The sequence below is a fragment of the Saccharicrinis aurantiacus genome (assembly GCF_001660705.2).
Classification (GTDB): domain Bacteria; phylum Bacteroidota; class Bacteroidia; order Bacteroidales; family Marinilabiliaceae; genus Saccharicrinis; species Saccharicrinis aurantiacus.
On the sequence record NZ_LYBV02000023.1, the window covers coordinates 52,481 to 77,722 of the forward strand.

Genomic DNA, 25,242 nt, shown 5'->3' on the forward strand with positions numbered 1-25,242 from the left:
AATGAATTTACACTTATCAGTAATAATTCCCAACTATAACAACGCACAATTCCTAAAAGAGTGCGTTAGCTCAGTATACAACCAAACATATAAAAACTTTGAATGTATAGTTGTTGATGATTGCTCCACGGATAACTCGCTTGAAGTATTAACTGAGATAAAAGTACATTACAGCAGCCTTATAATACACAAAAATACATCAAATAAAGGTGTTTCTTATTCGCGCAATAAAGGAGCTGAATTAGCAAAGGGTGATTATATTTCATTCTTAGATGCCGATGATATTTGGTTACCGAGCAAACTAGAAAATGAACTTCAACAAATTGAAAAAACTTCTTCTACACTTATATTCTCTCCATATCTGTGGTTTGACAAAAACAAAACCTTTGAAAATATTGAGGCCAAAAATAATAAATTAGAGAATGTATTTGACTTTTGGAAAGATAGTTTAATCTCACCAAGCGGATTAACAATTAAGAGAGATTTCTTTTTAAATAAACTTAAGGGTTTTGATACTTCTTTGTCTGGATGCGAAGATATGGATTTATATTTTCGCTGTGCATTATATGGTAAAGAATTTACTTCTTCCAAAATAATTGGTGTACATATTAGAATACATGAACAGAATACAAAAAAAAATTATAAAAAAATGTATGAAGCTCATATTATGTCATTAAAAAAATGGCATCAATTATCTATGGAGTGGTGTATCTCTGATTCAATAAAATATAAACAAGCTATAACCAATAAATTAAGCAAATCTAGATATTATGCTTCTAAACTCAATAATTCCAAACTACAATGGAAAACTGTTTTCCTAGGGTATAAAATATTAGGATACAAATATTTTGATAAATCTATCATACTTCCTTTAGCAAGACTCATAAAAAAAACGATTGACAATAAATATGATTACATACCTTAAAGATTTAAAAAGAAAAATTAAGTATTCCTATGTGTATAGGTTTAAAGAGTTAAACAATCCCGGCGAATATCATTCTATAAAGGCTTTTGATTATTACAGATGTGTATTTATCCACATACCCAAAGCTGCAGGAATGTCAGTAAACAAATCTCTATTTGGTAATTATGGTGGTAGTCATAAAACTATCAAGTTCTACAAAAATTTATACCATATCAATACATTTAATAAATATTTCAAATTTACATTTGTACGCAACCCATGGGTTAGGGCTTATTCTACTTTTAATTACCTAAAATATGGAGGAAAAAATGCAAATGAAAGAGATCTTACATTTGGAAGGCAACATTTTAAAGATATCAACTTTGAAACATTCATAATGAAGTGGCTCAATAAGGAATCAATGTATTCTTATGAACATCTTTACCCTCAATATTATTTTTTAAAAGATGAAAACGGTATTATTTGTTGTGACTTTATTGGCAAGGTTGAAAATTTAGATGTTGATTTTAAAATTATTACAAAAAAAATAGGTATAAATACCAAACTGTACGAAACAAATACATCAAATAGAAAATCAAATGATGTTTTGTCCGTTTATACTGCAGATATGATATCAAAAATACGAGAATTATACGCAGAGGATATTAAACTTTTTCAATACAAATTTAATGAATAAACTCCTCCATATCCTCCCACAAGAAGAATACTTCTCACCTGTTAATGGTGGAGCCATAGCCACGTGGGTGAAAGATTTTTCTAACGAATTATTGGGAGTTGAAACAATTGTATTTGCCCCCTATTCAAAAAAACACTATCTATCATTCAAAACCAAGCGAGCCAGAATAAATCTCATTAGAATAATGGGCAAAATACTCAAAGGTAAAATAGGTCATCACTTAGTATATAATACTTATGTGGTTTATGGTGCTTTGTACGCACGTCTAAAAGGCTTTAAGCTTATTCATGTTCATAATCGACCTACTTACATTGCAATTATAAAACGACTTAATCCAAGCGCAACAGTTATGTTGCATATGCACAACGATCATATACTAGGGCTTAATAGCAAACAACTTAAAGAGCTTAATCAATATTGCGACCACATCATATCGGTAAGTGAATATATTCAGAATGGAATAATTAGAAAAGGACTTGAGCATAATTTTATTCTAAAAAATAAATGCAGTGTATTATTAAATGGTTGTAATCCTGAACACTTTCGAAAACAATTACCCACTAATAATAATACACTTCTTTTTATAGGTAGACTCACCCCTGAAAAAGGAATTAAAGAGTTAATACAAGCTACTGTTATTATCCAAAAAAAAATACCTAATATTAAACTACTAATTGCAGGAAGTGCTGGTTTTGGACAGATGAACGACTCCCCTTTTGTTGCGGAATTAAAGGAATTTGCAACGAAAGGCAAGGATAAGATAAAATTCCTTGGTTATATTGAACATCATAAAGTGCCTGACTTATTTAAACAGGTGGGATTATATTGCATACCATCAATTTGGAACGACCCCTGCCCGCTTTCTGTTATTGAGGGTATGGCATCAGGGATTCCTATGATAGTGGGTAACAAAGGTGGTATCCCAGAAGAGGTCGGCGATACCGCTTTAAAAGTAAATTGTGAGGATTCAATAGAATTAGCTAAAACAATTGAGTATGCTTTAAATAATCGTAAAGAAATGAATCTGTTGGCAGACAAAGCATATGACCGATTTATTAATAATTTCACATGGCAACATGTTAGTGAAAACTACATGCAAATTATAAATAATCTATGAAGATAGGGTACATAAATGGGGGTATCGGTGTAAGTGAAACTTTTGTATATAATTTAGTTTATGGCATCAGGCAAAAAAATAAAAACACCACTTTTATATGTGCTAAAAAACCATATTACATTCAGGGTATTTGTTATAAAGTAATACCATATACGTACTACGCTCCTCCTATTTTAGCTAATATATGTTATAATCTAGGACAAAGAGGTAAAAATATTATATGGAATAAAAAACAAAAAACAGCTTGTAAAGCCTTGGAATCACATCTTATGCTACAAGATGTTTTATTTATTGAGTATGGAACAAACGCAGTACAATTATTACCTACATTAAACAAAATACAAAAGCCTTACATAGTTCATTTCCATGGCTATGATATTACTTCAGCACTAAGTGATACTTACTATAAAGAACAATTACAATGTGTCTTTTCCAATGCTACTTACCTAATTGCAGCTTCGCATCATATTCGTAAATTACTGGTACTGGCAGGGGCTAGTAATGATAAAATAAAAGTAGTTAGATTAGGTGTTGAAAAAAGTATTATAAGTAATGTATTATGGGATATAAGAAATAAAAACAAAGCAAAAAGAGTTATTTTCGTTGGCCGTTTAACTCCAAAGAAACATCCTATTGCGCTTATTAAAGCTTTTGAATTAGTGTACCAAAGCAATAAAAATACACATTTAGATATTATAGGTGATGGTCCACTTCTGACTGAATGCAAAAAGCTAATTGAGAAATTAAAATTACAAGAGGTTATAACATTGCATGGAAGTTTAAAAAATGAGGAAGCTTTACACCTTATGCAAGAGGCTTATCTTTATGCACAACATTCTATAACTGCTCCATCTGGTGACCAGGAAGGCTTTGCCATTAGCTTGGCTGAAGCTGCTTTATTTGAGCTGCCTGTAGTATCAACGCTACATAATGGTATTCCCGAAAACGTTAAGGATGGAGAAACAGGTTACTTAGTGAAAGAATTTGATTTTGAAGCCATGGCCGAGAAAATACTTATCCTTTTAAACAATCCTACTCTTGCCGAAGAAATGGGTAAAAAAGGCCGAGCACACATCATTAAATTATGTGATCCTAATAAAAGGATTGATATCATATATGAGCTATTAAAAAATGCAGCAACAAAATAGGCCACTTATTACAGTGGCCATGGTAAGCTACAACTCAAGCGAGTACATTAACGAAGCCATTGATAGTGTATTGGCCAGTTCGTATACTAACTTTGAGCTTCTCATTTCCGACGATTGCTCTACAGATAATACATGGGAGCTTATTACAGCATATTCTGATGCAAGAATTAACGCAGTAAGACATAACCATAATATAGGCGAATACAACAATCGTAACTATTGCTTAAAAGAGGCAACCGGACAATATATTATATATATTGATGGCGATGATAAAATAATGCCACATGGACTAGAAACTTATAGTAAGGAGGCAGAAAAACATAAGGATTGTGGTATGATAATTTCCAGACCTTATGTAGCTTACAAAAGCTACTCCTCCCAGGAAGCATACCAAAGGCACTTTCTTTCGGACAATAGTTTTTTAAATTTGGCATTGGTTAGAGTACTATTTAATAAAACATTGTTTTTAGCATTGGGTGGATTTTCTGAAAAGTACAAATCGGGCGACGATTATGCTCGATTGCTCATGGCTGCCCACCATCCTACACTTATTATACCCGAAGGCCTTGTATGGTGGCGTAAATCGCCCAACTCAGCTTCTAATCGTTTATTTAATTCTTACAGTGGTGTTCAGGAACCATTTAGCATAAAATACACTTTTCTTAACTCAACAAATTTATTAAGCAAAGAGGAGTACAAACAAGCTCGTAGAAACTTAGATTATAAACTATTGAACGTAATTAAATCTTTAATAAAGAAAGGGAAGTTACTGTGGTTAATTCGATTAATGAGTGAATATAAAGCCATCTCAAATTTAGAATTGAGCCAAACAAAATACAAAAACTAATAGCAACATAGTCAATCTGCTAAATAAAGCACTTTCATTAGTTTAAGGTAAACAAAAACGCTACCAACTACTTCTGTTCAAAAAGGAATAGAAGCAACAAACTCGCAAAGCAAAGCCTCTAAAGGTGTTTGGGCTAAGATATAAACCTATTCTATAAAATCATTTAATATAACTAGTCAACTATTAAAGCAAGAAAATGCAAACTATAAATAGATCAGCTTTAGTTTCCATACTCATACCTCTCTATAATAGTGAGCTGTTTATTACCGAAACCATCCAATCGGTGCTCAATCAAACATACACTCATTGGGAATGTATTATAGTTGACGACGGCTCAACGGACAATAGCTATAATATTGCCAAAGGTTTTGAAAGTGATAAAATAAAAATATACCAACAAGTTAACAGCGGTGCTTGTGTAGCCCGAAATTTAGCTTTTGAAAAAAGTAAAGGGGAATACATTCAATATTTAGATGCCGATGATTTATTGAGTCCCAATAAAATAGAGGCTCAACTTAAACTATTATCTGATAAGCCCAATAGCATTAGCTCATGTACTTGGGGGAGGTTTTATAATAGTATAGAAGACGTTAAATGGGAACAACAAACAATTAATAAAGATTACACCTCTCCCATCAATTGGCTCATAGACTCATGGAATGGATTGGGAATGGCACAAACTTCAGTATGGCTCACACTACGCCTACTCATAGAAAAAGCAGGACCTTGGAATGAGAAGCTAATGATTAATCAAGATGGTGAGTTTTTCAGCCGAGTGTTAATGCAGGCAGATAGTATTATGTATAGCGATAATTCCAAAGTGTATTACCGTTCTGGTATTTCTACCAGCATAAGCCAAGGCAAAATAAATGAAGTGAAAGCAGCTTCTTTGCTAGCTTCCTATCTTTTGTATAAAAAAACAGTAACAAAATATTTAGATAATTTAATAGTGCGAAAAGCACTAGCCAATAACTTACTGAATTTCATATATCAAAACTACGAATTCTACCCACACCTGGCTTTTAAAGCCGAAAATGAATTTAAAGCTTTAAATGTGGGTAAAATGTGGTCGGTTGGAGGAAAAAGATTTAAGCAGTTTGCAAGTATAGTAGGGTTTAAAAATGCTTTAAGGTTAAAGTCTGTATTCTAAATGAAAATTACATATATATCAAATACTGACCAATCAGAAAAAAGTGGAGGTGGTTCTGGAGTTAATAATGCTACCATCGCACAATTAAAAAGATCTTTTAACTTAACTATTCATCCTCCTATAAATCCAGTTTCAGATAATATTGCTAAAATAAAGTCTTTTGTACTAAAAGAGTTAGGCTTAAAACGTAATTACCACTTCTTTTCGGAGAAGCGATTAAAGTTAATTACTAATCTTTTTAACATCAACACCAAAGAAAATGTAAGCGATGCTGTCTTTTTTCATGGATTTACACCATGGATTAAAACCTTACCCAATAAACCTTATTTCTGTTTTAATGATGCATGCTTTGCCTCTTATGTAGATATCTACAATAATAAATCAGAATTTAGCAGCAAAGACCTTAACCGAATTTGCAAGCAAGAGGCAAATTGGCTATCCAATGCTAAAGCTGTTTTTTTTAGATCTCAATGGGCCTTAGATGAAACAAAAACACATTACAATCTAAATGGGAGTAATTTCTACAATGTTGGTGTAGGTGGTTTTATAGATATACCTGAAAAAGATATTTATAATGATGGTCTTAATTTTCTATTTATATCACGTGAGTTTATACCCAAAGGAGGGTTGGTAGTTGCTAAAGCCCTAAAAAAAGTAAGATCTAAACATACTAATGCGCAACTAAATATTGTAGGACAAATTCCTCCTGATCAAATACTAGATCAAGAAGGTGTTGAGTACAAAGGATTTTTTAATAAGTCAGTCCCTAGTGAAAAGCTGGAGCTTTTAAAAATATTCTCCACTTCTTTTGCATTGGTTCACCCAACTATAAAAGACACCAATACCCTGGTCATTAACGAACTGGCCTATTTTGGATGTCCAGCTATTGCAAGTAATAAATTTGCTATACCTGAATATTTATTGGATCGTAAAACTGGATTCCTGATAGATGATCCAAAAGACTCAGATGAACTAGCAGCAAAAATGTGTCAACTTATTGAGGAAATGAATCAATACAAGCAGATGCGTATAAATACCCGTGATAATGCTTTAACTCATAATACTTGGGATAAGGTGGGAGAGCGTATTACAAGCATAATTAAGCAATCTTAATAAACGAACATGTCAAAACTCGCTATACTCCACTATCTTCCTCTCGAGTACTACCCTCCTATTACAAATCTGATTGACTATATAGCGAAGGAGCAAATAAATAATTTTACGAAAGTTAGAATAAATAGTACCCACAATATTAAAGGACGAAAAGAGTATAAAGCTAATAAGAATTCTACTTTAAATATTAAAAGAAGCCCTTTGCCCAAAGTAGGCGATAAGAGTTTTATTCGTTTATTTAAATATTTACACTTCAACTTAGTCACCATTATTGGCTTAATAATTAATCGCCCCAATTGCTTATTGTATTACGAGTCCTATTCCGCTTGGCCTGCCTATGTATATACCAAATACTTTAATCGCAACTGTAAACTTTTTATTCACTTTCATGAGTACGCATCCCAAAAGTGGTACGCCACAACAATGCGCCAAGTAAAGTATTTTCATCAATTAGAAATAAACTGGCTCTTCTCACGTGCTACATGGATAAGCCAAACCAATACTGATCGCTTAGCCTTTTTTCATCGAGACCATCCTAACCTAAAAAAAGAGCAACTAAAAACCATGCCCAATTACCCGCCAAGAAGTTGGAGTACTATTTTGAAGGGCAGGCACTTAAAGAGTACAAAAAAACCCATTAAACTAGTTTATGTAGGCGCATTATCATTTCAATCGACCTATCTAAAAGAGTTATGCAATTGGGTATTAAAACAAAATGGCATGGTTCAATTTGATGTATATGCCTATAACTTATATGAAGATGTTAAAAGATACCTCCAGGATATAGACTCTACTTGGGTGAATTATTACGAACAAGGTATAGAATACCAAAAACAGCCAAAAATATTACAGCAATATGATGTTGGTCTTATCTTATACAAAGCCCACAACCGGAACTACACCTACAATGCACCCAATAAGTTATTTGAATACATAGCTTGCAACTTAGATGTTTGGTACCCTGCTGTATTGCAAGGCCCAAAACCCTACAATACAAAAGAGACCTACCCCAAAGTAGTTCCTGTTAATTTTGAAGATCTCAATAATTTTGATTGGCAAACAACAATTGATAAAACAGGCTGTACTTATAAATCTTCAGAATATTATTGTGAGGAAGTTTATGAGGAAATGGTAAATGCAATATTAACCACAAACCCCTAAAGGGGCTTTGATTTACATCACGCCTAAGCAAACTGTACTAAGACCTTCAGAGTTTTTTGGGGTTAAGCAAGCTTTACAAAAGCCACTATGGGCGTTTAAAAAATCTTTTTAATCCTTTATCTGCGGACCATAATGAACATACTCTATATAGGCCAATATACAACTGGTACCACTAGTAAAATGCGTGCCGATCAATTAAAAGAAATTATTCAAACTTCCTCATTAGGGAATCGAGAGGTAAACTTTAATGTTATTGATACACATATCCCTTTCAATAATACTGCACGGATATGGCGTTCCTTGGGCTTCAGATATAAATGTGGGCCATTAATAAAAACAATAAACCGATATATCAAGAATCAATTATCTGAAAGTTCAATTAAGCTTGACCTTATATGGGTTGACAAGGCGATTTTTATTACGCCTTGTACCACAAAACTATTGAGGTCCCTAACAACTAAACTGATTCACTTTACACCAGACATGGCCTTTTATGAAAACAAATCAAATCACTTTATAAAGAATATTAGCCAATATGATTATTTAATCACAACCAAGTCAATAGAGACTAAAATATATCAACAATTTATCCCAAAAGAAAAATTACTACTAACAACACAGGGTTTCGATAAGGATATACATAAACCACTCCATACCTTCTCACAAAAAGAAGATTGCATTGCCTTTATTGGACTTTGTGAACCATCACGAGAAACGATTGTACAGCAATTAATTGATAATAAAATTAAGGTTAAGATAGCAGGAAAAGGTTGGAACTCTTTCGTAAAAAAGAATGTAGAGAATCCATACTTGCAATTTCAAGGAGACGGTTTGTTTGGGAATGCCTATTCTCAATTTATCTCATCATCTTTATTCAGCATAGGATTCTTATCAAAGAAATTTGAGGAGCTTCACACCACCCGAACTTTTGAAATACCTGCCTGTGGCACAGCATTAATTACAGAATGTAATGACGAGATAGCCAATTTTTATAAAGCTGATGAAGTCATTTTTTATAAGTCAGTAAATGATATGATTAAAAAAATAAAATATTATCAGGCACATCTTAATCAGTTGGAGCTATTAACCAAAAAGGGAACCCAACGGGTGCATCAGGATGGTAGGGATTACGAGAGTATCTTACGAGAAATTTTAATTCAAATACAGATCGCTTAAAATAAACAACTTAAGGCGCGGAGGTGTCACAAAAAAACTTGGCGTACTCAGCGGTAAAACTAATCAAACCACAGCAGTTAAAATAACAAACTATGCTCAATAATCTACAACAAGAAAAAGGCCTTTTTTGGATTATACCTATTAGTGTTATACTCATTCTGGTATCCGGTATCGAAACATGGTCAGCCATAGGGCTTTGCTTTGCTGTTGTTGCAATAATTAAGGTATTACTAAAAATGGGGCATTCCATACCTATTGTAGAACTCATGGTATCCATGTCGGCACTTCAGTGGATCATCGGCCCCTTTATCGATTATCACAATGGAATCACCCATTACAAATACCACATGTATGTGCCCGAGTCTGAGTATATGGCTTTTATAGTACCCGCTTTGCTCCTCTTTTATGCAGGTACCCTATGGTATAAAAATACGCTAGACTTAGATGAGTTAAGCGAGCGAGTTTCTAATTTATTAGATAGACATCCAAAATTACCCTTTATATTAGTAGCCACAGGTTTGGCTATCCCTTTTATTAATGGTATAGTGCCGCCGGCATTGCGTTTTATTTTCTTTTTATTATCCAACGTAAAATATGTAGGGGCTATTTATTTGCTCTTTTCTAACCATAAAAATAGGTGGACTATATTTATGTCTACTATGGCCTTAACCGCATTGGCATCCATGGCTAGTGGAATGTTTCACGATTTACTGCTGTGGAGTATGCTTACTTTCACCTTTGTGGCCAAAGAGCTACAGTTAAGCACCTTAAAAAAAATAAGCATAGGCATTATAGGCATGCTATTAGCCATTACCATACAATCCGTAAAAGCAGATTATAGGGCTATTATACATAAAGGATATAGTGGCAACAAAGCAGCGCTATTTATTGGTATGGCAACAGAGAACTGGCGCAGTGGTGGTATTACTAACCCAACTAATGAAGAAAATATGACAGCACGCCTCAACCAAGGGTGGATTATTTCTGCTGTAATGTATCATGTACCTCAAAAAGAACCTTATGCAGGTGGATCTACCATTATAGAGGCATTAGAAGCTAGTTTACTACCTCGCTTTTTAGCCCCCAATAAGAAGAAAGCAGGGGGAAGAGAAAACTTTATGAAGTATACTGGCTTACCTTTAGGAGATAATACGAGTATGGGTATTAGTATTTCGGGTGAGGCCTATGCCAACTATGGTAAGTATGGAGGCATGCTATTTATGCTTATTTGGGGTATGTTTATATCCTGGTTCTGGAAAAAGCTTGGAGATTTAAGTAATCTATATCCCACTTTACTCATTTGGAGCCCCATCCTATTTTTACAGGTAATAAAAGCCGAAACTGAATTTGTGGTGGTATTAAATCACTTGATTAAGTCAGGTGTATTGGTATTTGGTTTGCTGTGGTTTATTAAAAAGCAGTGGAGAATAACAATATAAAATTAAAGAACCACAAAGGCACGGAGTAGTCGCAGAGGGCACAGAGAACAAATTTGGCGCACTTTGCGTAAAACTCTGCGGTTAAACTAAAGAATAAACCTATGACTGAAAACGAAATCTCTCAAAAAAATAATAGGTGCTGCTATAGAAGTGCATAAAGCACTAGGCCCTGGCCTACTAGAAAAAGCCTACCAAGAGTGTTTATATTATAAGCTACAACAAGATGGCCTGAAAGTTGAAAAAGAAAAGCCAATGCCTTTGATCTTTGAAGAGGTGAAATTGGAATGTGGGTATAGAATAGATTTGTTAGTCGAAAATAAAGTAATAGTTGAACTAAAGAGTGTGGAAGTTCTAAATGATGTACACTTAGCACAAACCCTCACCTACATCAAATTAGGAGATTATAAGTTAGGCTTGTTGATTAATTTTAATGTGGCATTATTAAAACAAGGGATTAAACGAGTAGTTAATAACTTGTAAAAGTAAGAAGCGCAAAAAAAATGAACCGCAAAGGAACAGAGGATACGCAGAGGGAACAGAGAAATGAAAACTTAGCATTCTTTGCGAAAATATCAGCGAACTCTGCGGTTAAATAAAAATAAATAATGCAAACACCCATACATCTCTTCTTCCGTAAAAAGCTAGGTCAGTTCAATAGTATTGAAGAGATATTTAATGCCTTATTACCAGAGTTACAAGAACACCATAATGCCATTAAGGCAGAAGTGCCTGAGAGCAGTATATGTCTTAAAGGTCTGTATGCTAACATTAAATTTGCACGCCAATTTAAAGGAATCAAGCACATTACTGGTCATATCAATTATCTTACCCCTTTTTTAGGTAAAAACACCATACTCACTATACACGATGTAGGCTCAAACTTATATGGTAATTGCACTAAACGCATACTATTAAAAACCTTTTGGCTTTGGATACCTGCACTATTTGCAAAAAAAATAACGGTGATTTCTGAATTCTCAAAGCAAGAGTTGAGTGCCATAGTTCCCTTTGCCAAAAATAAAATACAGGTAATACACAACCCTATTAAGCCTGAATTACACTATACTCCTAAGGTATTTAATAAAACTTGTCCTACCCTATTACACCTAGGTACAAAGGACAATAAAAACCTAGAGCGCACCATTGAAGCCATAAAGGATATACCATGCCAACTGCATATTATAGGTAAGCTAAACAATACACAACTTGCTTTACTTGATAAATACGACATCAACTATAAAAACCAATACTATATTCCCTATTCCGAGATTATAGAAGCCTATAAACAATGTGATATTCTTAGTTTTGCCTCTACCTACGAGGGCTTTGGAATGCCCATCATAGAAGCGCAAGCTATAGGCAGACCAGTACTCACCTCCAATTGCTGCTCAATGCCCGAGGTGGCAGCAGATGCAGCCCTACTCATTAACCCACGCTCCAGTGCCGAGATTACCCAAGGCATCCAAAAAATCATCAACGATGATACTTTCCGCGAGCAACTCATCCCCAAAGGACTAGAAAACGTAAAACGCTTTGATATTAAAGAGATAGCTAGGCAATATGGTGCTATATATAAATCACTTTAGACCTGTCAGGTTTATTAGCGCTATGCCATATACCTGACAGGTCTATTGTATTTTTTACTGCATAAAATCGTCGCCATCCGTAACCGTCTCCAAATTGCGGTAAATATAAACACCCCATCAGATTGTTGATTCAATTTGATGGGGTGTTTATATTTTGTTAATAGTTATTCAGCCCACTTGTCAGGGAGCAATTTCCGCATTTGCTCATCGGTCATTTGTGGGTGTTCTGCTAAGGTTTGTATTACCTCTTTAAAATACGTATAGGTGTTCACATTATTCAGCCTGCAAGAAATAGCAAGAGAATACAGGGTAGCAGTTCTTTCAGCTCCGGCATTGGAACCACAGAAAAGAGAATTATGACGACTGATGCTAATGTAACGCATTGGCCGTTCTATTATATTGTTGTCTAAATCATAATCGGTAGATGTTATTATATTGTATATCGACTCCAATTCTTTGAAGCAGTATGCTGCTGCTTTATATAAAATGTGGTTGCCTATTGTTTCGGGGTCTCTTTCAATTTTCCGAAGCTCCTTTATTTCAATAAACCGATTAAGTGGATATAATGTTGGTGCCGTTTGGGGAGCACCCAAGATAGTAGTGACAGCCCTTTGCTGTTGGGTTTTAGTGATTTTTGACTGGTGGCTGCGACCGCAGGAAGCTCACGCACAGTTTAAAAACACTTAAGCCCAACAGAAAAGGCTATAGCGGATAGCTTGAAAAGGTGCCTTAATTATAGTAATCCCAAAAATTATATTTTTCGCCGGTGCTTTGGGTATTGTCGCCCAGTTTAATGGCTTCGGCTTGCATTTCGGCTTGCATGGTTTTTAGGGTTTCGTGGTATTGAGGCAAAAATGCAAGGTTGGTGGTTTCCCAAGGGTCGTTAGCCGTGTTGAAAAGCAAGGTTACGCGCGAACCTGCCACAAACTCGCCTTTCTTTTTGTGGTAATCGTTGGCTTTTACAAATTCTATTAGCTTAAAATCGCCCTTACGGTATGCGCGCTGATGCTGACGATAGGCATGATAAGTATGATCGCGTACCTGAGCCACTTCGCCATTAATTACAGGTTTTAAGCTCAGTCCGTTTACTGATGCGGGTGCCTGAATGCCAGCCAAATCGCAAGTGGTTGGGTATATATCGTGTATGTAACAGAGGGCATCTGAACGCACACCACTTTGCTTGGTGGCTCCTCCGGATACGATGAATGGCACATGAATTCCATCCTCATCATATACATTTTGCTTGCCCAACAGTCCGTGACACCCAACGGCCAAACCGCTATCGCCAGAAAGAATGATGATGGTATTGTCATATTCTCCGCTTTCTTTTAGGGCTTGAATTACCTTTCCTATTTGGGCATCTAAATGGGTGATGATAGCATAGTAGGCAGCCAAATGTTCGCGTGCCACTTGGGGCGTACGTGGCCAAGGACCAAGTTCTTCATCGCGCAAAAACAGGGCGCCATTGTCGAAGGGATGCTGTGGCAGATATGATGGCGGCAGTTGAATTTGATCGGTGGGATACATATCTTGATATTTCTTGGGTGCCTGACGCGGATCGTGCGGAGCATGAAAAGCCAAATACATGAAGAACGGCTCTTTATCCTTGTAGTTTTTGATATAAGTGGCTGCATTACGTGCAAATATTTCGGAGGTATGTGGACCTAGTTCTTCAGTGCCTGTGGGACCGCGTTTATCTGTTTTAGCTACCGGGCGACGGGTTTCGTTCCCATTGGCATCAAACTCTAAAAGGTAGGCATCCTTTTTAGGAAAGGCTCCGGTTTTATCCCAATCCCAAAGTGGCATTCGGTAATGATCGGTAAGGTATACGCCAATGCCCATTACCGTCTGGCCATCATCAAACGAACGCGACAAGGATTCCCTATCCTGATGCCACTTGCCCACCATGTGAGTATGGTAGCCATTGTTTTTAAAGGTTTCGCCAATGGTAATATGTTCTTTGGGCATGGTGTGGCCTTGACCCTTGAGGGTAAATAACTGACGTCCGCTTAACAACATAGCCCTACTAGGCATGCAGGTTGCTCCTGAAAATGCCCCCATTAAATAGGCGTTTGTAAATACAATACCCGTATTGGCCAATTGATCGATATTGGGTGTTCGCACCGCTTGTCCGCCAAGGGCATGAATTCCGGTATAACGATGGTCGTCGGTATAAATTACCAATACGTTGGGCTTCTTCGTTTTTTTGGCAAATGTATTCATCGCCATAAGGCTGATGATGCAGACTGCGATTAATTTAAAAGTAGGTAGTTTCATTTTTTTCGTTTGTCTTTCTTTTAGAATAGTATTTGCATGTAGCCTTAAGATGGCTTCCTTTGTCGCGATGATGTAAAACCTTAAGCAGGCAGTAAAATAAATAAGCGCCTTGTTATTCCGAGGCACAAAGGAATCTCAAGGCAAACTTCAAATCCGTTACTCATTGAGACTTTAGTTTTCTTCAATAATTATTTCTTCTCTCCCATCTTCACCCTCCAAGGAAAAAGTAATATTTTCTTTTACGATATTTTTGGCATGGCGTGCATATAAACCATAGGCAGGTAATACGCCAAAAAAGCTAAACTCGGGATAACGCTTTTCGTCTTCGGCAATTACAGCTTTTACTTGCTCTGCAGTTCCTCCACCTGGTAGAGTGATGGCGATATTGCTAAGGGTAATATTTTCGACAGCGTGGTTTGGTGTTCCGGTAATAAAAATACCTGCCGGAGGTGTCACTCTTGATTCTTCAATGCTACGAGTTACTGCTGTTACGTTACTAATCTGAATATTTTTAATAGAGCCTACTTTTTGCTTTGGAGCATCGCGATAAGTGCGCAAACGCTCGCCCAAGCGAATAAATATTGGCATATCCACATTATTCATTTTAATGTTATCGATAAGAATGTTATCGATATTTGCGCCATCAACACTAAGTATTTTTATACCACCGCCGCGCGTATCGTTTATGGTACAGTTTTTAACCACAATATTTTTGAAATCGCCCATTGATTCGGTACCAAATTTAATAGTACCCCAATCACTTTTTAGTGTACAATTGCTCACAACAACATTACTGGTTGCCACCGGCGATGTGGTTTTAAAACAGATGGCATCGTCGCCACTATCGATATCGCAGTTTTGGATTATGGCATCGCTACTGGAGTCTAAATCAATACCGTCGTTATTTTTGTGTGCATGGCTGTATATTTTAACACCATCCACTAATATATTCTTACTTTGGAAGAAGTGTAAAGTCCATGCGGCAGGCTGGCGTAAGCTGATATCTTTAACTTGAATATTGCTTGATTTTACCAAACGTACCAAAAATGGTCGGTTACTGGCATAAACGCCATACTCACTTTGGGCTACCCCCAAACGTTTCATTGTTTTTTTAATATTCTTTGATAAAAACAATTCTCCTCGCCCATCAATAATTCCCTGACCTGTGATGGCAATATTATTGGCACCCTCGGCACCCACTAGGCACTTACCACGCACTTGCCCCGTAGCATCGGTAAATGGGTCAATACTTATGTAATCCATAGGATTATCGCTACCAATAAGCTGCGCGCCTTCTTCAACATGAAGCGTAACATTATCTTTTAGCAAAACGGTACCTGTTATAAAATGGCCGCTAGGTACTATAACTGTTCCTCCGCCATTATTATAGCAATCGTCAATTGCCTGCTGAATGGCTTTTGTGTTAATAGTAGTTTGATCGCTTATGGCACCGTAAGTGGTGATAACGTAGTGCTTATCCGATTGGCACGATAGCAAAGTTACTGCCAACAGCATTGATACAATATAAAGTAGTTTTTTCATGTGTTTTTATATTAGAATTTAAATTATACCTGATATAGTAAGGGTAGAACTCGCACCAATATGAACCCTTAGAATTTATTGATACCTAGAGGTGCGAATCTGTAAATGATTTTTTATTCTATAGTAGCGAACCAATCTTCGGCAAGCTTTGTCCAGTGTGGTGCTCCTTCTCTACTTAGGCCCAAGCTATAACCATGTCCACCTGTTGGAAATAAATGCATGGTTGCACTTACCTTATGTTTTACTAATGCCTGATACATTCTGATGGAGTTTTCTACTGGCACTGCTTTATCATCAGCAGAGTGCACCATAAAAGTAGGCGGTGTATCATTGGTAACTTGCAATTCGTTAGAGAACTCCTCTACCAATTCTGGAGATGGGTTTTTACCTAGTAAATTCTTCTTTGAACCCTTATGTGTTACACCATCTTGCATGCTGATAACGGGATAGATGAGCATCATAAAATCAGGGCGCGCACTTAATGCGTCAATAGAATCCTTTCTATCATAAATAGGCATCTCGTAATGGGTACCAATGCTTGAAGCCAAGTGACCTCCTGCAGAAAACCCTATTACGCCAACCTTATTAACATTTACATTATAATCTGGTGCATTGCTTCGTATCCATCGCATGGCGCGTTGGGCATCTTGCAATGGTGCTTGATGCCCAGTTACTACAGATGCTGATTGTGGTAATCTATACTTTAAAACAAAAGCTGCAATACCATTACTGTTTAACCATTTGGCAATATCTGTTCCTTCCCAATCGTATGCTAAACCACCATAACCACCTCCTGGCATTATTAAAACGGCACGTCCGTTGGCATTTTGCTTTGAAGGAATAAAGGCTTCTATCGTCGGGGTTTGAACCTTTTGGATGAAAAGTATATCTCGCTCTGGATAAAACTCCTTTTCCTTCGATTTCTGATAATTTGGCAATTCTTTTATATCCCAAAGCGGAATTTGTTCTTGTGCCATACTGCTCATTGTTAGTAATACTACGATAGCTGCAATAAGTGTTCTTTGTTTCATGTGTACTATAGGTTTACTGTAATGGTATCTGTATATCCACCAGTGGCTTCAATTACTTCACCTTTATAATATAATTTTACGTTTATTTTACTTTGCGTATTAAAATAGTTGCCCTCAAATTTAGTGCTAATATTTACCTTATTACCATTAGCAATTGCTTTATAGTGCACCATTGTGTATTCTTTATTCTTATAAGCAAAACCTTCACCAGCATCGGTATATAGTTTTCCCTTTGCTTTTCCTGATTCATCTAAATTAACCAATAGGGTAATTTCATCTGTTGAATAATCAACTGTACTTTGTGCCAGGTTGCAAAGCGGAACAATAGCCCCAGGGCGCAATAAAACATCCGCTTGGTATTTGTCATCTGCACTATTTTCGCCATCGATGGAAACTATCTTCCAATCGCCTTTGGGCAGATGGGGATTTTTTGACCACTTTGGAACAATAATTAAATCGGACCCAATCATAAAAGCTTCTTGTTCCTTTCTTAAGGAAAGATCTTTATCATCGGCCATAAAAACAGGACGCATAACAGGGGTGCCAATGGCTGATGCCTCTTGAAACAAAGTATAATAATACGGTAATAAACGGTATCTACGATTGATAGAAGTACGACATGATTCTTCCACCTTTTTACCAAAAGCCCAAGGCTCGTGCGGCTTACTACCATTGATAGAATGTGCACGTGAAAAAGGAAAGAAAGCCCCAATGGCCATCCAATGTGCAAACAGATTGGGAGTTGCATTACCCTCGAAACCACCAATATCAGGACCATTAAAAGGCTGACCCGATAAACTTAGGTTGATGCTCATGGGTATAGACATTTTTAAATGTGCCCATGTAGAGGCATTATCGCCAGTCCATGTGGCTGCATAACGCTGACCACCGATATAATTAGATCGGGTTAAAACAAAAGGTCTTTTCTCTGGGTTGGCCTTAAGAATTCCTTCGCGGGAAGCCTTCACCATCAAATAACCATATACATTATGATATCGCAAATGCGAACTGGCAGGCAACAACTCACCCCCTCTATGTTTATTATCCGAAGGCATAGTCATGTCGGTAAGTCCATTCATCACCGCCTCATTCTCTTCTGTATTCTCAAAAACTGCAGGCTCGTTCATATCGTTCCAAACACCATCAATACCGGTGGCCATAAATGGCTTATATAAGTTAGCCCACCACTGGTTGACTTCTTCGTTGGTAAAATCGGGAAAAACGCAATCGCCTGGCCAAACACGGCCAACAAAATCCTCATCGTCGGCAGTTTGAACCCACACTTTATTTTTAGTACCTGAATCGTACACATGGTAACCCTTTTCTTTTTTCACGCCAGGGTCAATCATCCATATCGATTTAAAATCTTTCTGATGCAGATAAGCATTGGTCTTTTCGGGGTTAGGAAAGTCTTTTTCTGAGAACGTAAACACACGGTTGCCATCCATATAATGAATATCCATCCAAATTACATCGCAAGGGATATTCTTTATTCTGAAGGTATCCGCAACTTCAGCCACTCTAGTGTCGGGAAAATAAGACCATCTACATTGTTGGTAACCCAAACTCCAAAGAGGAGGCATTTCCATTTTTCCTGTTAGCTGAGCCAATTCCTTAAGTACTTCAGTAGTATTTTCTTTTTCAATGATAATTACTCGGAATGGTTTAGAGTCGGCTGTAAAGGTGATTCCATCTTTCAAATATAAATTTTGTCGCCAGGTATTATCGGCCAAAACACCAAAAGCAGAGCCATCTTTTCGAACTCCTAATACCCAAGGATGCGATTGGTAGAGGCGCTTTCCATCATCGAGCTTATAGGTAAAGTTATCCGTATTCCATAGGCTTATTTCGGTATTGTTTCTGAGTAAATTTCCGGTTACTTCTCCTGTTCCATACAAGCTAGCATCTCCTGTATTAATATGGGCAATGCTTTTCCCGTCTAACACCGAGAATTCTACCTTTAATTTCCAACCGTACCCTAATTGATCTACTTTTTGAGGTTCATCAATAAGCGCTAAAGAAGGCAGGTGATCTTCTCCACTGAAACCTTCGGGATAAAAGATGGCGATATTGTCTCCAATTAAATACGACTGATTTTTAGTTTCCATACACGATGTAAAAAGCAAGGTTAAGGGTAAGACTAGCATGGCTTGCCTTACCGCAGTTTTTAATGTTGATGTGTTCATTGAATTTCATATTAGTACGTTTCAATGTTCAATCTCTTCTTTTTATTGACTTTATGCAAACTATATAAATATAAAATAGCCTTTCTAATTGGATTTAAACAAAATACAGTCCTGTGACATATAAAATATATAGACTGCAAAACCGAGTACAAAAGCCTTATTTTATCTTTTTACCGTTTAAATAACAATTACTAATATTGCTATTACTTACATCATCTAAAACAAATGGTTTCCGGGCATCAGCATCAACAACCGTTAACTGAAAATTATCCACTAGCACATTCTCCATATGTCGTAAATAAACCCCTGATGCAGGTAATGTACCTACTAAATGAAACTCGGGCCACCAACCCTCTAAGGTTTCTACAGTGTATTCTTTTATGCTTTTCTTACTATCCTCTTTTGTTCCTCCACCCGACACAAAAAACTGAACATCCTTAATGATGATATTTTGGATGTTATGTCCGGGCATTCCGGTTAAAAAGAAAGCTGAATTCTTATCCAATTCAGTATTATCAGCAATGATATTCTGAAAGGTAAAATTCTTCATTTCTTTCATAGAATACATTTCTTCAGGAGCATCAACACAGGCTTTTTGTTGGGCAAAGGTCATGAAAACAGGGCGCGGTACATTTTTCATCACCAAGTTGGAGAAAACCATATTCTTCATGGTACCCCCTTCGTTCAATTGTATTTTTAGGCCCGAATCTTTTATGTTTTTAAAGGTACAATTGGTCACAGTCACCGATTCAAAATCACCACGAGATAATAAACCAATGCGCATACCCGCCCATTTACTCTCGAAAATACAGTTGGTAATTACTACATCTTTACAGGGTTTATCTTGCATAGAAGCTTGTAGGCAAATAGAATCATCGCTGGTATCGAATGATGAATTGGACACACGCACATTAGTGCAGCCATCAAAATCGAGGCCATCGCCATTTCCATTTACTCTGCTTCTGATTTTTATGCCATCAACTACTATCTCATTACAATAAAGCCATGCTGAAACCCATGCTGCTGGGTTTAATATGGTAATGTCGCGCATATGAATTTTATCGCAATTTTTAAAGCGCATCAACATCGGACGCCCTCCTTTTTTACGGGTAAAGTTTTTCATATAACCATTCCCATCAATAATACCGTAACCTTCGAAGGCAAATGACTTGGCATCTTCGGCATAAATAAAACAACGATCCATATGAGGCTCGTTTTTATACATGTTTTTGTGTGTGTTATTGGGGTAATCTTTATAATCAGGACTTGCCAATAAAGTTCCGCCATTTTCGATGTGTAGCGTTACAAAATCTTTCATATAAATAGTACCTGAAAGAACTATTTTACCAGATGGGATGATTACTTTACCTCCCCCATTTTGGGTAGCGGCGTTGATGGCATTTTGTACTGCTTCGGTATCAAGAGATACGCCATCGGCTTTAGCCCCAAAATCACGCACATCAAAATCTTTTGCCGCGCTAATTTGCGTGATTAATAACATGGCAAAGGCTATACAAAGTGTTTTAAAGGTGAATCGATTTTTCATAATTCTGTATTGGTTTTTATCATCATGTTCGAAAGTAGTAATTCTGAGGTTGCGAAGTGGGTTAATGGAGGGGTAAAAAATGGGTAAAAATGAATCTATCCCCTGTTTTTGGATGGTTTAACGCACAATAGTAATTAGAAACGCATCATTTATAAATAACCTGAACCAACAACTTCATATCAAACTCAGCCTGATAAGTATTGTTACAAGCAAAAAAAACTCTCACCCTATAAAGGAATGAGAGTTTCTAAAATAATTTCTGATAATTTTACTGAATATTACTCTGTCATTAATAACCAATTCAGATTAACTGCCTTGGTATTACCCCAATCAGATTTAAATACTACCACAAGGTTATGAATACCTGTGATATCTTCTTTTACATCAGCCTCAATGGTTTCCCAAGTATTCCAGCCACCAGTATAGTTAATTGGGAACTCAGCCACTAATTTACCCTTTGGGTTATTTAGTCGTACCTCAAAGCTTCCCATTCTCTGACCACTAGCAACGCGTGCTTTTATTTTTTTAGCACCATCAAATTTCACTCTATCAAAACGCACAAAGCTATTCATACGTGTATCGCAAACCATCCATCCTGTTGGTTCGTTTCCTCCTACAAATGTTGTGTTGGCACCACTAATATCATTGTACCTATCCACTTGAATGGTATCATTCACTTGTGGCGTTCCGATACCGCGTAAAGTTGGCTTTACACGTTTGATGCTTCCATCTTTTTTAAACTCCATATAATCGGCACGCATAGAACGCAACTTGCTAAATCCACTAATATCCCACGAGTGGTAAAACAATATCCATTGTCCTTCATATTCAACTACAGAATGGTGGTTGGTACCATTATAGATATTATCCATAATTTTACCCCCATAAATATAAGGTCCCATTGGATTGTCAGAAGTGGCATAGCCAATTGTATAACCCTCATCGGCAAATACGTGTGCAAAAGTTAAGTAGTACGTACCATCTTTTTGAAATGGGAAAGAACCTTCTTTATATCCTGCAGGTAAACCTTCAATTAAAATTGGTTCAGCAGTAATTTCGCTCATGTTATCAGCCAAAGGAGCTACATATAACTCATGTCCTCCTCCAAAGAAAAGGTAAGCATCGTTTTTATCGTCCACTAATAAACCTGGATCGATACCCGAAACGCCTTCAATAAAGTTCTTATTCCATTTAAACGGACCAAGTGGATTATCAGAAACCCCTACACCAATTCTTCTAAAAGCTTTATCTTTTTTTGGTTTGGCCGGATAATAGTAATAATACTTTCCATCCTTCTCGATACAATCAGGTGCCCACATGGCGTAAGTATCTTTCTCGCCCCAAGGCACATCATTCTCTTTTAATATCCAACCATGATCTTTCCAAGTGGCACCATTTTCGAGCGTAAAAGCATGGTATCCTGGCATACAGAAACGCGGAAATTCTTCTTCGCGCCCAGCAGGGGGATAAGTATCACTTGAAGGATAAACATATAACTTTCCATCGAATACACGCGCTGTGGGATCAGCTGTAAACATGTGTGTAACTAATGGGTTTTGCGCATACAATGTTCCTGTTATTATGAACAACGCGAATAAGATTCTTCTCATACCTTGTTTATTTTATGTGTTTTTGTTTCACACAAATCTAAGCTAGAGTTCACCTATCCTACGGAAATAATTAGAATTGATAAAGGGGATATAATTTAAACTTACTCAATAGCACTGGTTAAAATGAGTTCTAATTTTGTGTTGGTTCTACTTTTACCTTCGGCTTTAAATACCGCAGTAAAATACGGCGTGTTATTAGTATTCTTCTTTATAAATGATGTTAAGCTTTCCCTATTGGTGTAGAATTCAATGGTAGAACTTACGCCAATATCGTGGTTAGAAAAAAACAGCAATTGATTTGTATTACCTGGGCCAGGTATATTGGAAACCACGGCATATTCCTCGGTTAAGCCCGATGAGTTTAGATAAAACGAGGTATCAGCTAATTGTGGGTGCCCCTTTAAAAACAAAGAATCATTACTGATTCTGAAGTATTTATTGCTCTGATTGAAAAAGTGGATAAAGTGATTGTTATTTTTAGTAGGTCCCACATAAATAGCATTCTCCTGCTTAATATCGGCAATAGAGCTTTGTGATATAAACTTTATACTAGGCGAAGTATTAAACTGCTGAAAAACTTGTTCAATACGCTGAGTAGCAATTACAGCCATACCCGTAGTATAAGTATAGTTTGCAGGCTTTGTATTAGTTTTAACATCTTCATTCTTCTGACTTAGCGCATAATAATCACTCAAGTTATTTATTGCATAGTCTCTATTCCAACCATAATTCCCTGTTGCCGTATTTCCCATAATACCAAATATATCTCCAATATATAAGCTTGTGGGCTTTTCAATATACGACCCCCAAATTGCATCCTTTTTAGGGGGTAAATTCGATACCAGAAATACCACTAGCATTATTAAAATAAGACCATACGGAACAACATTTTTCAACTTAATTTTAGAATAGAATGATTTAATCGGTGGCCTTTTAGTAAAATGAAGATTGTATTGTCCTTTTTCGATTGAAACAATATGAGCGTCTTCCTTACCTTCTGCTTGGTAATATTCGTTCAACTTTTTTCTTAGATTATAGATATTCACCCTAACCCTAGGCGAAGACTTATCACTATCGGCATTACTCTTAAAAAACTCTACATCTATAATACTTTCTTTTAAAACTATTTCATTAATCGATGCATCGCACAAATATTGTAGCAAAGAATTACTGGTAGTTGCCTTAGAAAAGGTTTTACTATTACGAATGGATGATATTAATAATTGCTTCTTTTCGTTATTGATATTCATATATAGATTACGGATAAACAAGTCTTTACGCAAAACTTTAACGGTTATAGGTACCGTTAAAATGCTGTTAAAGTTATTAAATAATGTATAAATCTGTTGTTTTGTGTATTCAATGTTTAATATCAATACAACAAATTAAAGACTTATGAATAAATATTCTCTTGCTACATTTCTACTTAGCATTGGCATGATACTTCAAGCACAAATTAAAGAACTTAGCGATGATGGAACCTGGTGTTGGTTCTCAGCACCCGGAGCTGTATATCATCACAATGGTCTACCACAAATAGTAACTGGTTGGGTAAAAGCCGATGGCTCAATAGAAGCTGCTGTACTTAATTATGAAAGTGATGAAATAAGCACCCAAATAGTAAGCCCTAAATTGGATAAAGACGACCATGCTAATCCCGGATTTGTGGAGTTAGAGAATAAAGAGGTGCTGATGATGTATACCAAGCATTTTGATGAAGGGGTACGTTCGCACCGTTTAAATGCAAATGCTAAAGAGGCTACTTTTTCAGAGCTTCAAATGATTGATGTTTTTAACGAAGCCCTATTTAAACGTTACCCTAAAAAGTGTATTACCTATGCAAACCCAATTTCATTAAGTGACGAGAATGGCCGCTTGTTTGTATTTGGTCGATGGACAGGCTATAAGCCGAATATGCTATGGAGTGATGATAATGGTAAAACTTACAATGATGCACAAGTATACATAACCAATAAACCATTTGACGATGTAAACCGCCCCTATGTAAAATACTATTCAGATGGAAAATCTAAAATCCATATCATTTTTACTGATGGACACCCAAGAAAGGAACCTACTAATTCTGTTTATTATGCCTATTATGAAAAGGGTGCCTTTTGGCGAGTTGATGGATCAAAAATATGCGATCTTGAAAACATACCTTTTGAGCCCAAAGAAGCCTCTGTAATATATAAAGCCACTAAAGAATCGGGACGTGCCTGGGTATATGATGTTACCCAAGATAAAAAAGGAAATCCGGTGGTTTTATATGCCAGATATCCAAAAGAATCGGAACACTTATACCACTATGCCAAATATGAAAAAGGCAAATGGATAGATCACAAAATATGCAACTCTGGCAAATGGTTTCCACAAACTCCTAATGGCAAAAAGGAGCGTGAACCGCATTACTCGGCCGGCTTAACCTTTCATCCCTCAAAATCCAACACTATTTATTTATCACGCGATATTAATGGGGTATTTGAAATAGAAAAGCGAGTAACCAAGGATAAAGGTAATTCGTGGGACATTACGCCCATCACATCAAACTCAAAATACGACAATGTGCGCCCAATTGTACCCAAAAATCCGGAAAAAAGAGATAAAACGGTAGTTCTATGGATGGAGAACGAAAAATACATTCATTACTCAAATTACAAAACCCGCGTTAAATATCTGGTGGAAAACAAATAAGAAGCATTCACAAAATCT

Annotated in this window: 21 protein-coding genes; 13 read left to right on the forward strand and 8 right to left on the reverse strand. The window is 36.4% G+C overall.

The features are described from left to right. The first annotated feature begins 1 nt into the window (after nt 1). From A8B35_RS09500 to A8B35_RS09555, 12 genes are all read left to right on the forward strand, one after another. A complete protein-coding gene (locus A8B35_RS09500) occupies nt 2-925 on the forward strand; it encodes a glycosyltransferase family 2 protein (RefSeq protein ID WP_075602790.1) in 924 nt (307 codons plus the stop codon). Next, nucleotides 909-1,601 carry a sulfotransferase family 2 domain-containing protein gene (locus A8B35_RS09505; protein ID WP_075602791.1) on the forward strand — a complete coding sequence of 231 codons (693 nt, stop codon included), beginning with the start codon at nt 909-911 and terminating at the stop codon, nt 1,599-1,601. The genes A8B35_RS09500 and A8B35_RS09505 overlap by 17 nt, the downstream gene beginning before the upstream one ends. Further along, complete coding sequence (locus tag A8B35_RS09510; RefSeq protein ID WP_075602792.1) at nt 1,594-2,718, forward strand: glycosyltransferase family 4 protein; 1,125 nt, start codon at nt 1,594-1,596, stop codon at nt 2,716-2,718. The genes A8B35_RS09505 and A8B35_RS09510 overlap by 8 nt, the downstream gene beginning before the upstream one ends. Continuing rightward, a complete protein-coding gene (locus A8B35_RS09515; protein WP_075602793.1) occupies nt 2,715-3,866 on the forward strand; it encodes a glycosyltransferase family 4 protein in 1,152 nt (383 codons plus the stop codon). Before A8B35_RS09510 ends, A8B35_RS09515 begins: the two co-directional genes overlap by 4 nt. Next, nucleotides 3,850-4,713: a glycosyltransferase family 2 protein gene (locus A8B35_RS09520; RefSeq protein WP_075602794.1), complete on the forward strand. Its 864-nt coding sequence runs from the start codon at nt 3,850-3,852 to the stop codon at nt 4,711-4,713. The genes A8B35_RS09515 and A8B35_RS09520 overlap by 17 nt, the downstream gene beginning before the upstream one ends. Before the next feature lie 196 nt (nt 4,714-4,909). Further along, entirely contained in the window at nt 4,910-5,863 is a 954-nt protein-coding gene (locus A8B35_RS09525; RefSeq protein WP_075602795.1) for a glycosyltransferase family 2 protein, read from the forward strand. Continuing rightward, a complete protein-coding gene (locus A8B35_RS09530) occupies nt 5,864-6,976 on the forward strand; it encodes a glycosyltransferase family 4 protein (RefSeq protein ID WP_075602796.1) in 1,113 nt (370 codons plus the stop codon). A 9-nt stretch (nt 6,977-6,985) separates the two neighbouring features. Beyond that, nucleotides 6,986-8,137, forward strand: a complete 1,152-nt coding sequence (locus A8B35_RS09535) for a glycosyltransferase family protein (RefSeq protein ID WP_075602797.1) — start codon at nt 6,986-6,988, stop codon at nt 8,135-8,137. Between the two features lie 132 nt (nt 8,138-8,269). Further along, a complete protein-coding gene (locus A8B35_RS09540; protein WP_083634400.1) occupies nt 8,270-9,313 on the forward strand; it encodes a glycosyltransferase family protein in 1,044 nt (347 codons plus the stop codon). 92 nt (nt 9,314-9,405) lie between these two features. Next, nucleotides 9,406-10,752, forward strand: coding sequence for a hypothetical protein (locus A8B35_RS09545; protein WP_075602799.1), 1,347 nt, complete (start codon nt 9,406-9,408; stop codon nt 10,750-10,752). Nucleotides 10,753-10,884: 132 nt separating this feature from the next. Further along, nucleotides 10,885-11,232, forward strand: a complete 348-nt coding sequence (locus A8B35_RS09550; protein WP_262506906.1) for a GxxExxY protein — start codon at nt 10,885-10,887, stop codon at nt 11,230-11,232. A gap of 125 nt (nt 11,233-11,357) precedes the next feature. Continuing rightward, entirely contained in the window at nt 11,358-12,338 is a 981-nt protein-coding gene (locus A8B35_RS09555) for a glycosyltransferase family 4 protein (RefSeq protein ID WP_075602801.1), read from the forward strand. A gap of 164 nt (nt 12,339-12,502) precedes the next feature. Here A8B35_RS09555 and A8B35_RS09560 read toward each other — a convergent pair whose 3' ends face one another. From A8B35_RS09560 to A8B35_RS09595, 8 genes are all read right to left on the reverse strand, one after another. Further along, the gene (locus tag A8B35_RS09560) at nt 12,503-12,931 is read right to left on the reverse strand and encodes an IS66 family transposase (protein WP_171973183.1); all 429 of its coding nucleotides are present in this window, start codon (nt 12,929-12,931) and stop codon (nt 12,503-12,505) included. Between the two features lie 136 nt (nt 12,932-13,067). After that, entirely contained in the window at nt 13,068-14,615 is a 1,548-nt protein-coding gene (locus tag A8B35_RS09565; protein ID WP_075602802.1) for a sulfatase-like hydrolase/transferase, read from the reverse strand. 171 nt (nt 14,616-14,786) lie between these two features. Then, complete coding sequence (locus tag A8B35_RS09570) at nt 14,787-16,157, reverse strand: glycoside hydrolase family 28 protein (protein ID WP_075602803.1); 1,371 nt, start codon at nt 16,155-16,157, stop codon at nt 14,787-14,789. 113 nt (nt 16,158-16,270) lie between these two features. Continuing rightward, nucleotides 16,271-17,188, reverse strand: a complete 918-nt coding sequence (locus A8B35_RS09575) for an alpha/beta hydrolase (RefSeq protein WP_075602804.1) — start codon at nt 17,186-17,188, stop codon at nt 16,271-16,273. A 5-nt stretch (nt 17,189-17,193) separates the two neighbouring features. Next, a complete protein-coding gene (locus tag A8B35_RS09580; protein ID WP_083634401.1) occupies nt 17,194-19,374 on the reverse strand; it encodes a TIM-barrel domain-containing protein in 2,181 nt (726 codons plus the stop codon). A gap of 157 nt (nt 19,375-19,531) precedes the next feature. Then, nucleotides 19,532-20,920 (reverse strand): glycoside hydrolase family 28 protein, encoded by a 1,389-nt coding sequence (locus A8B35_RS09585; protein ID WP_075602805.1) that lies wholly within the window; start codon nt 20,918-20,920, stop codon nt 19,532-19,534. Nucleotides 20,921-21,198: 278 nt separating this feature from the next. Next, nucleotides 21,199-22,530 (reverse strand): family 43 glycosylhydrolase, encoded by a 1,332-nt coding sequence (locus A8B35_RS09590; RefSeq protein ID WP_075602806.1) that lies wholly within the window; start codon nt 22,528-22,530, stop codon nt 21,199-21,201. Between the two features lie 101 nt (nt 22,531-22,631). Next, nucleotides 22,632-23,780, reverse strand: a complete 1,149-nt coding sequence (locus A8B35_RS09595; RefSeq protein WP_083634402.1) for a helix-turn-helix domain-containing protein — start codon at nt 23,778-23,780, stop codon at nt 22,632-22,634. 145 nt (nt 23,781-23,925) lie between these two features. Here A8B35_RS09595 and A8B35_RS09600 point away from each other — a divergent pair, with 145 nt between their 5' ends. Beyond that, entirely contained in the window at nt 23,926-25,224 is a 1,299-nt protein-coding gene (locus tag A8B35_RS09600) for a BNR-4 repeat-containing protein (RefSeq protein WP_075602807.1), read from the forward strand. The last annotated feature ends 18 nt before the right edge of the window (nt 25,225-25,242 follow it).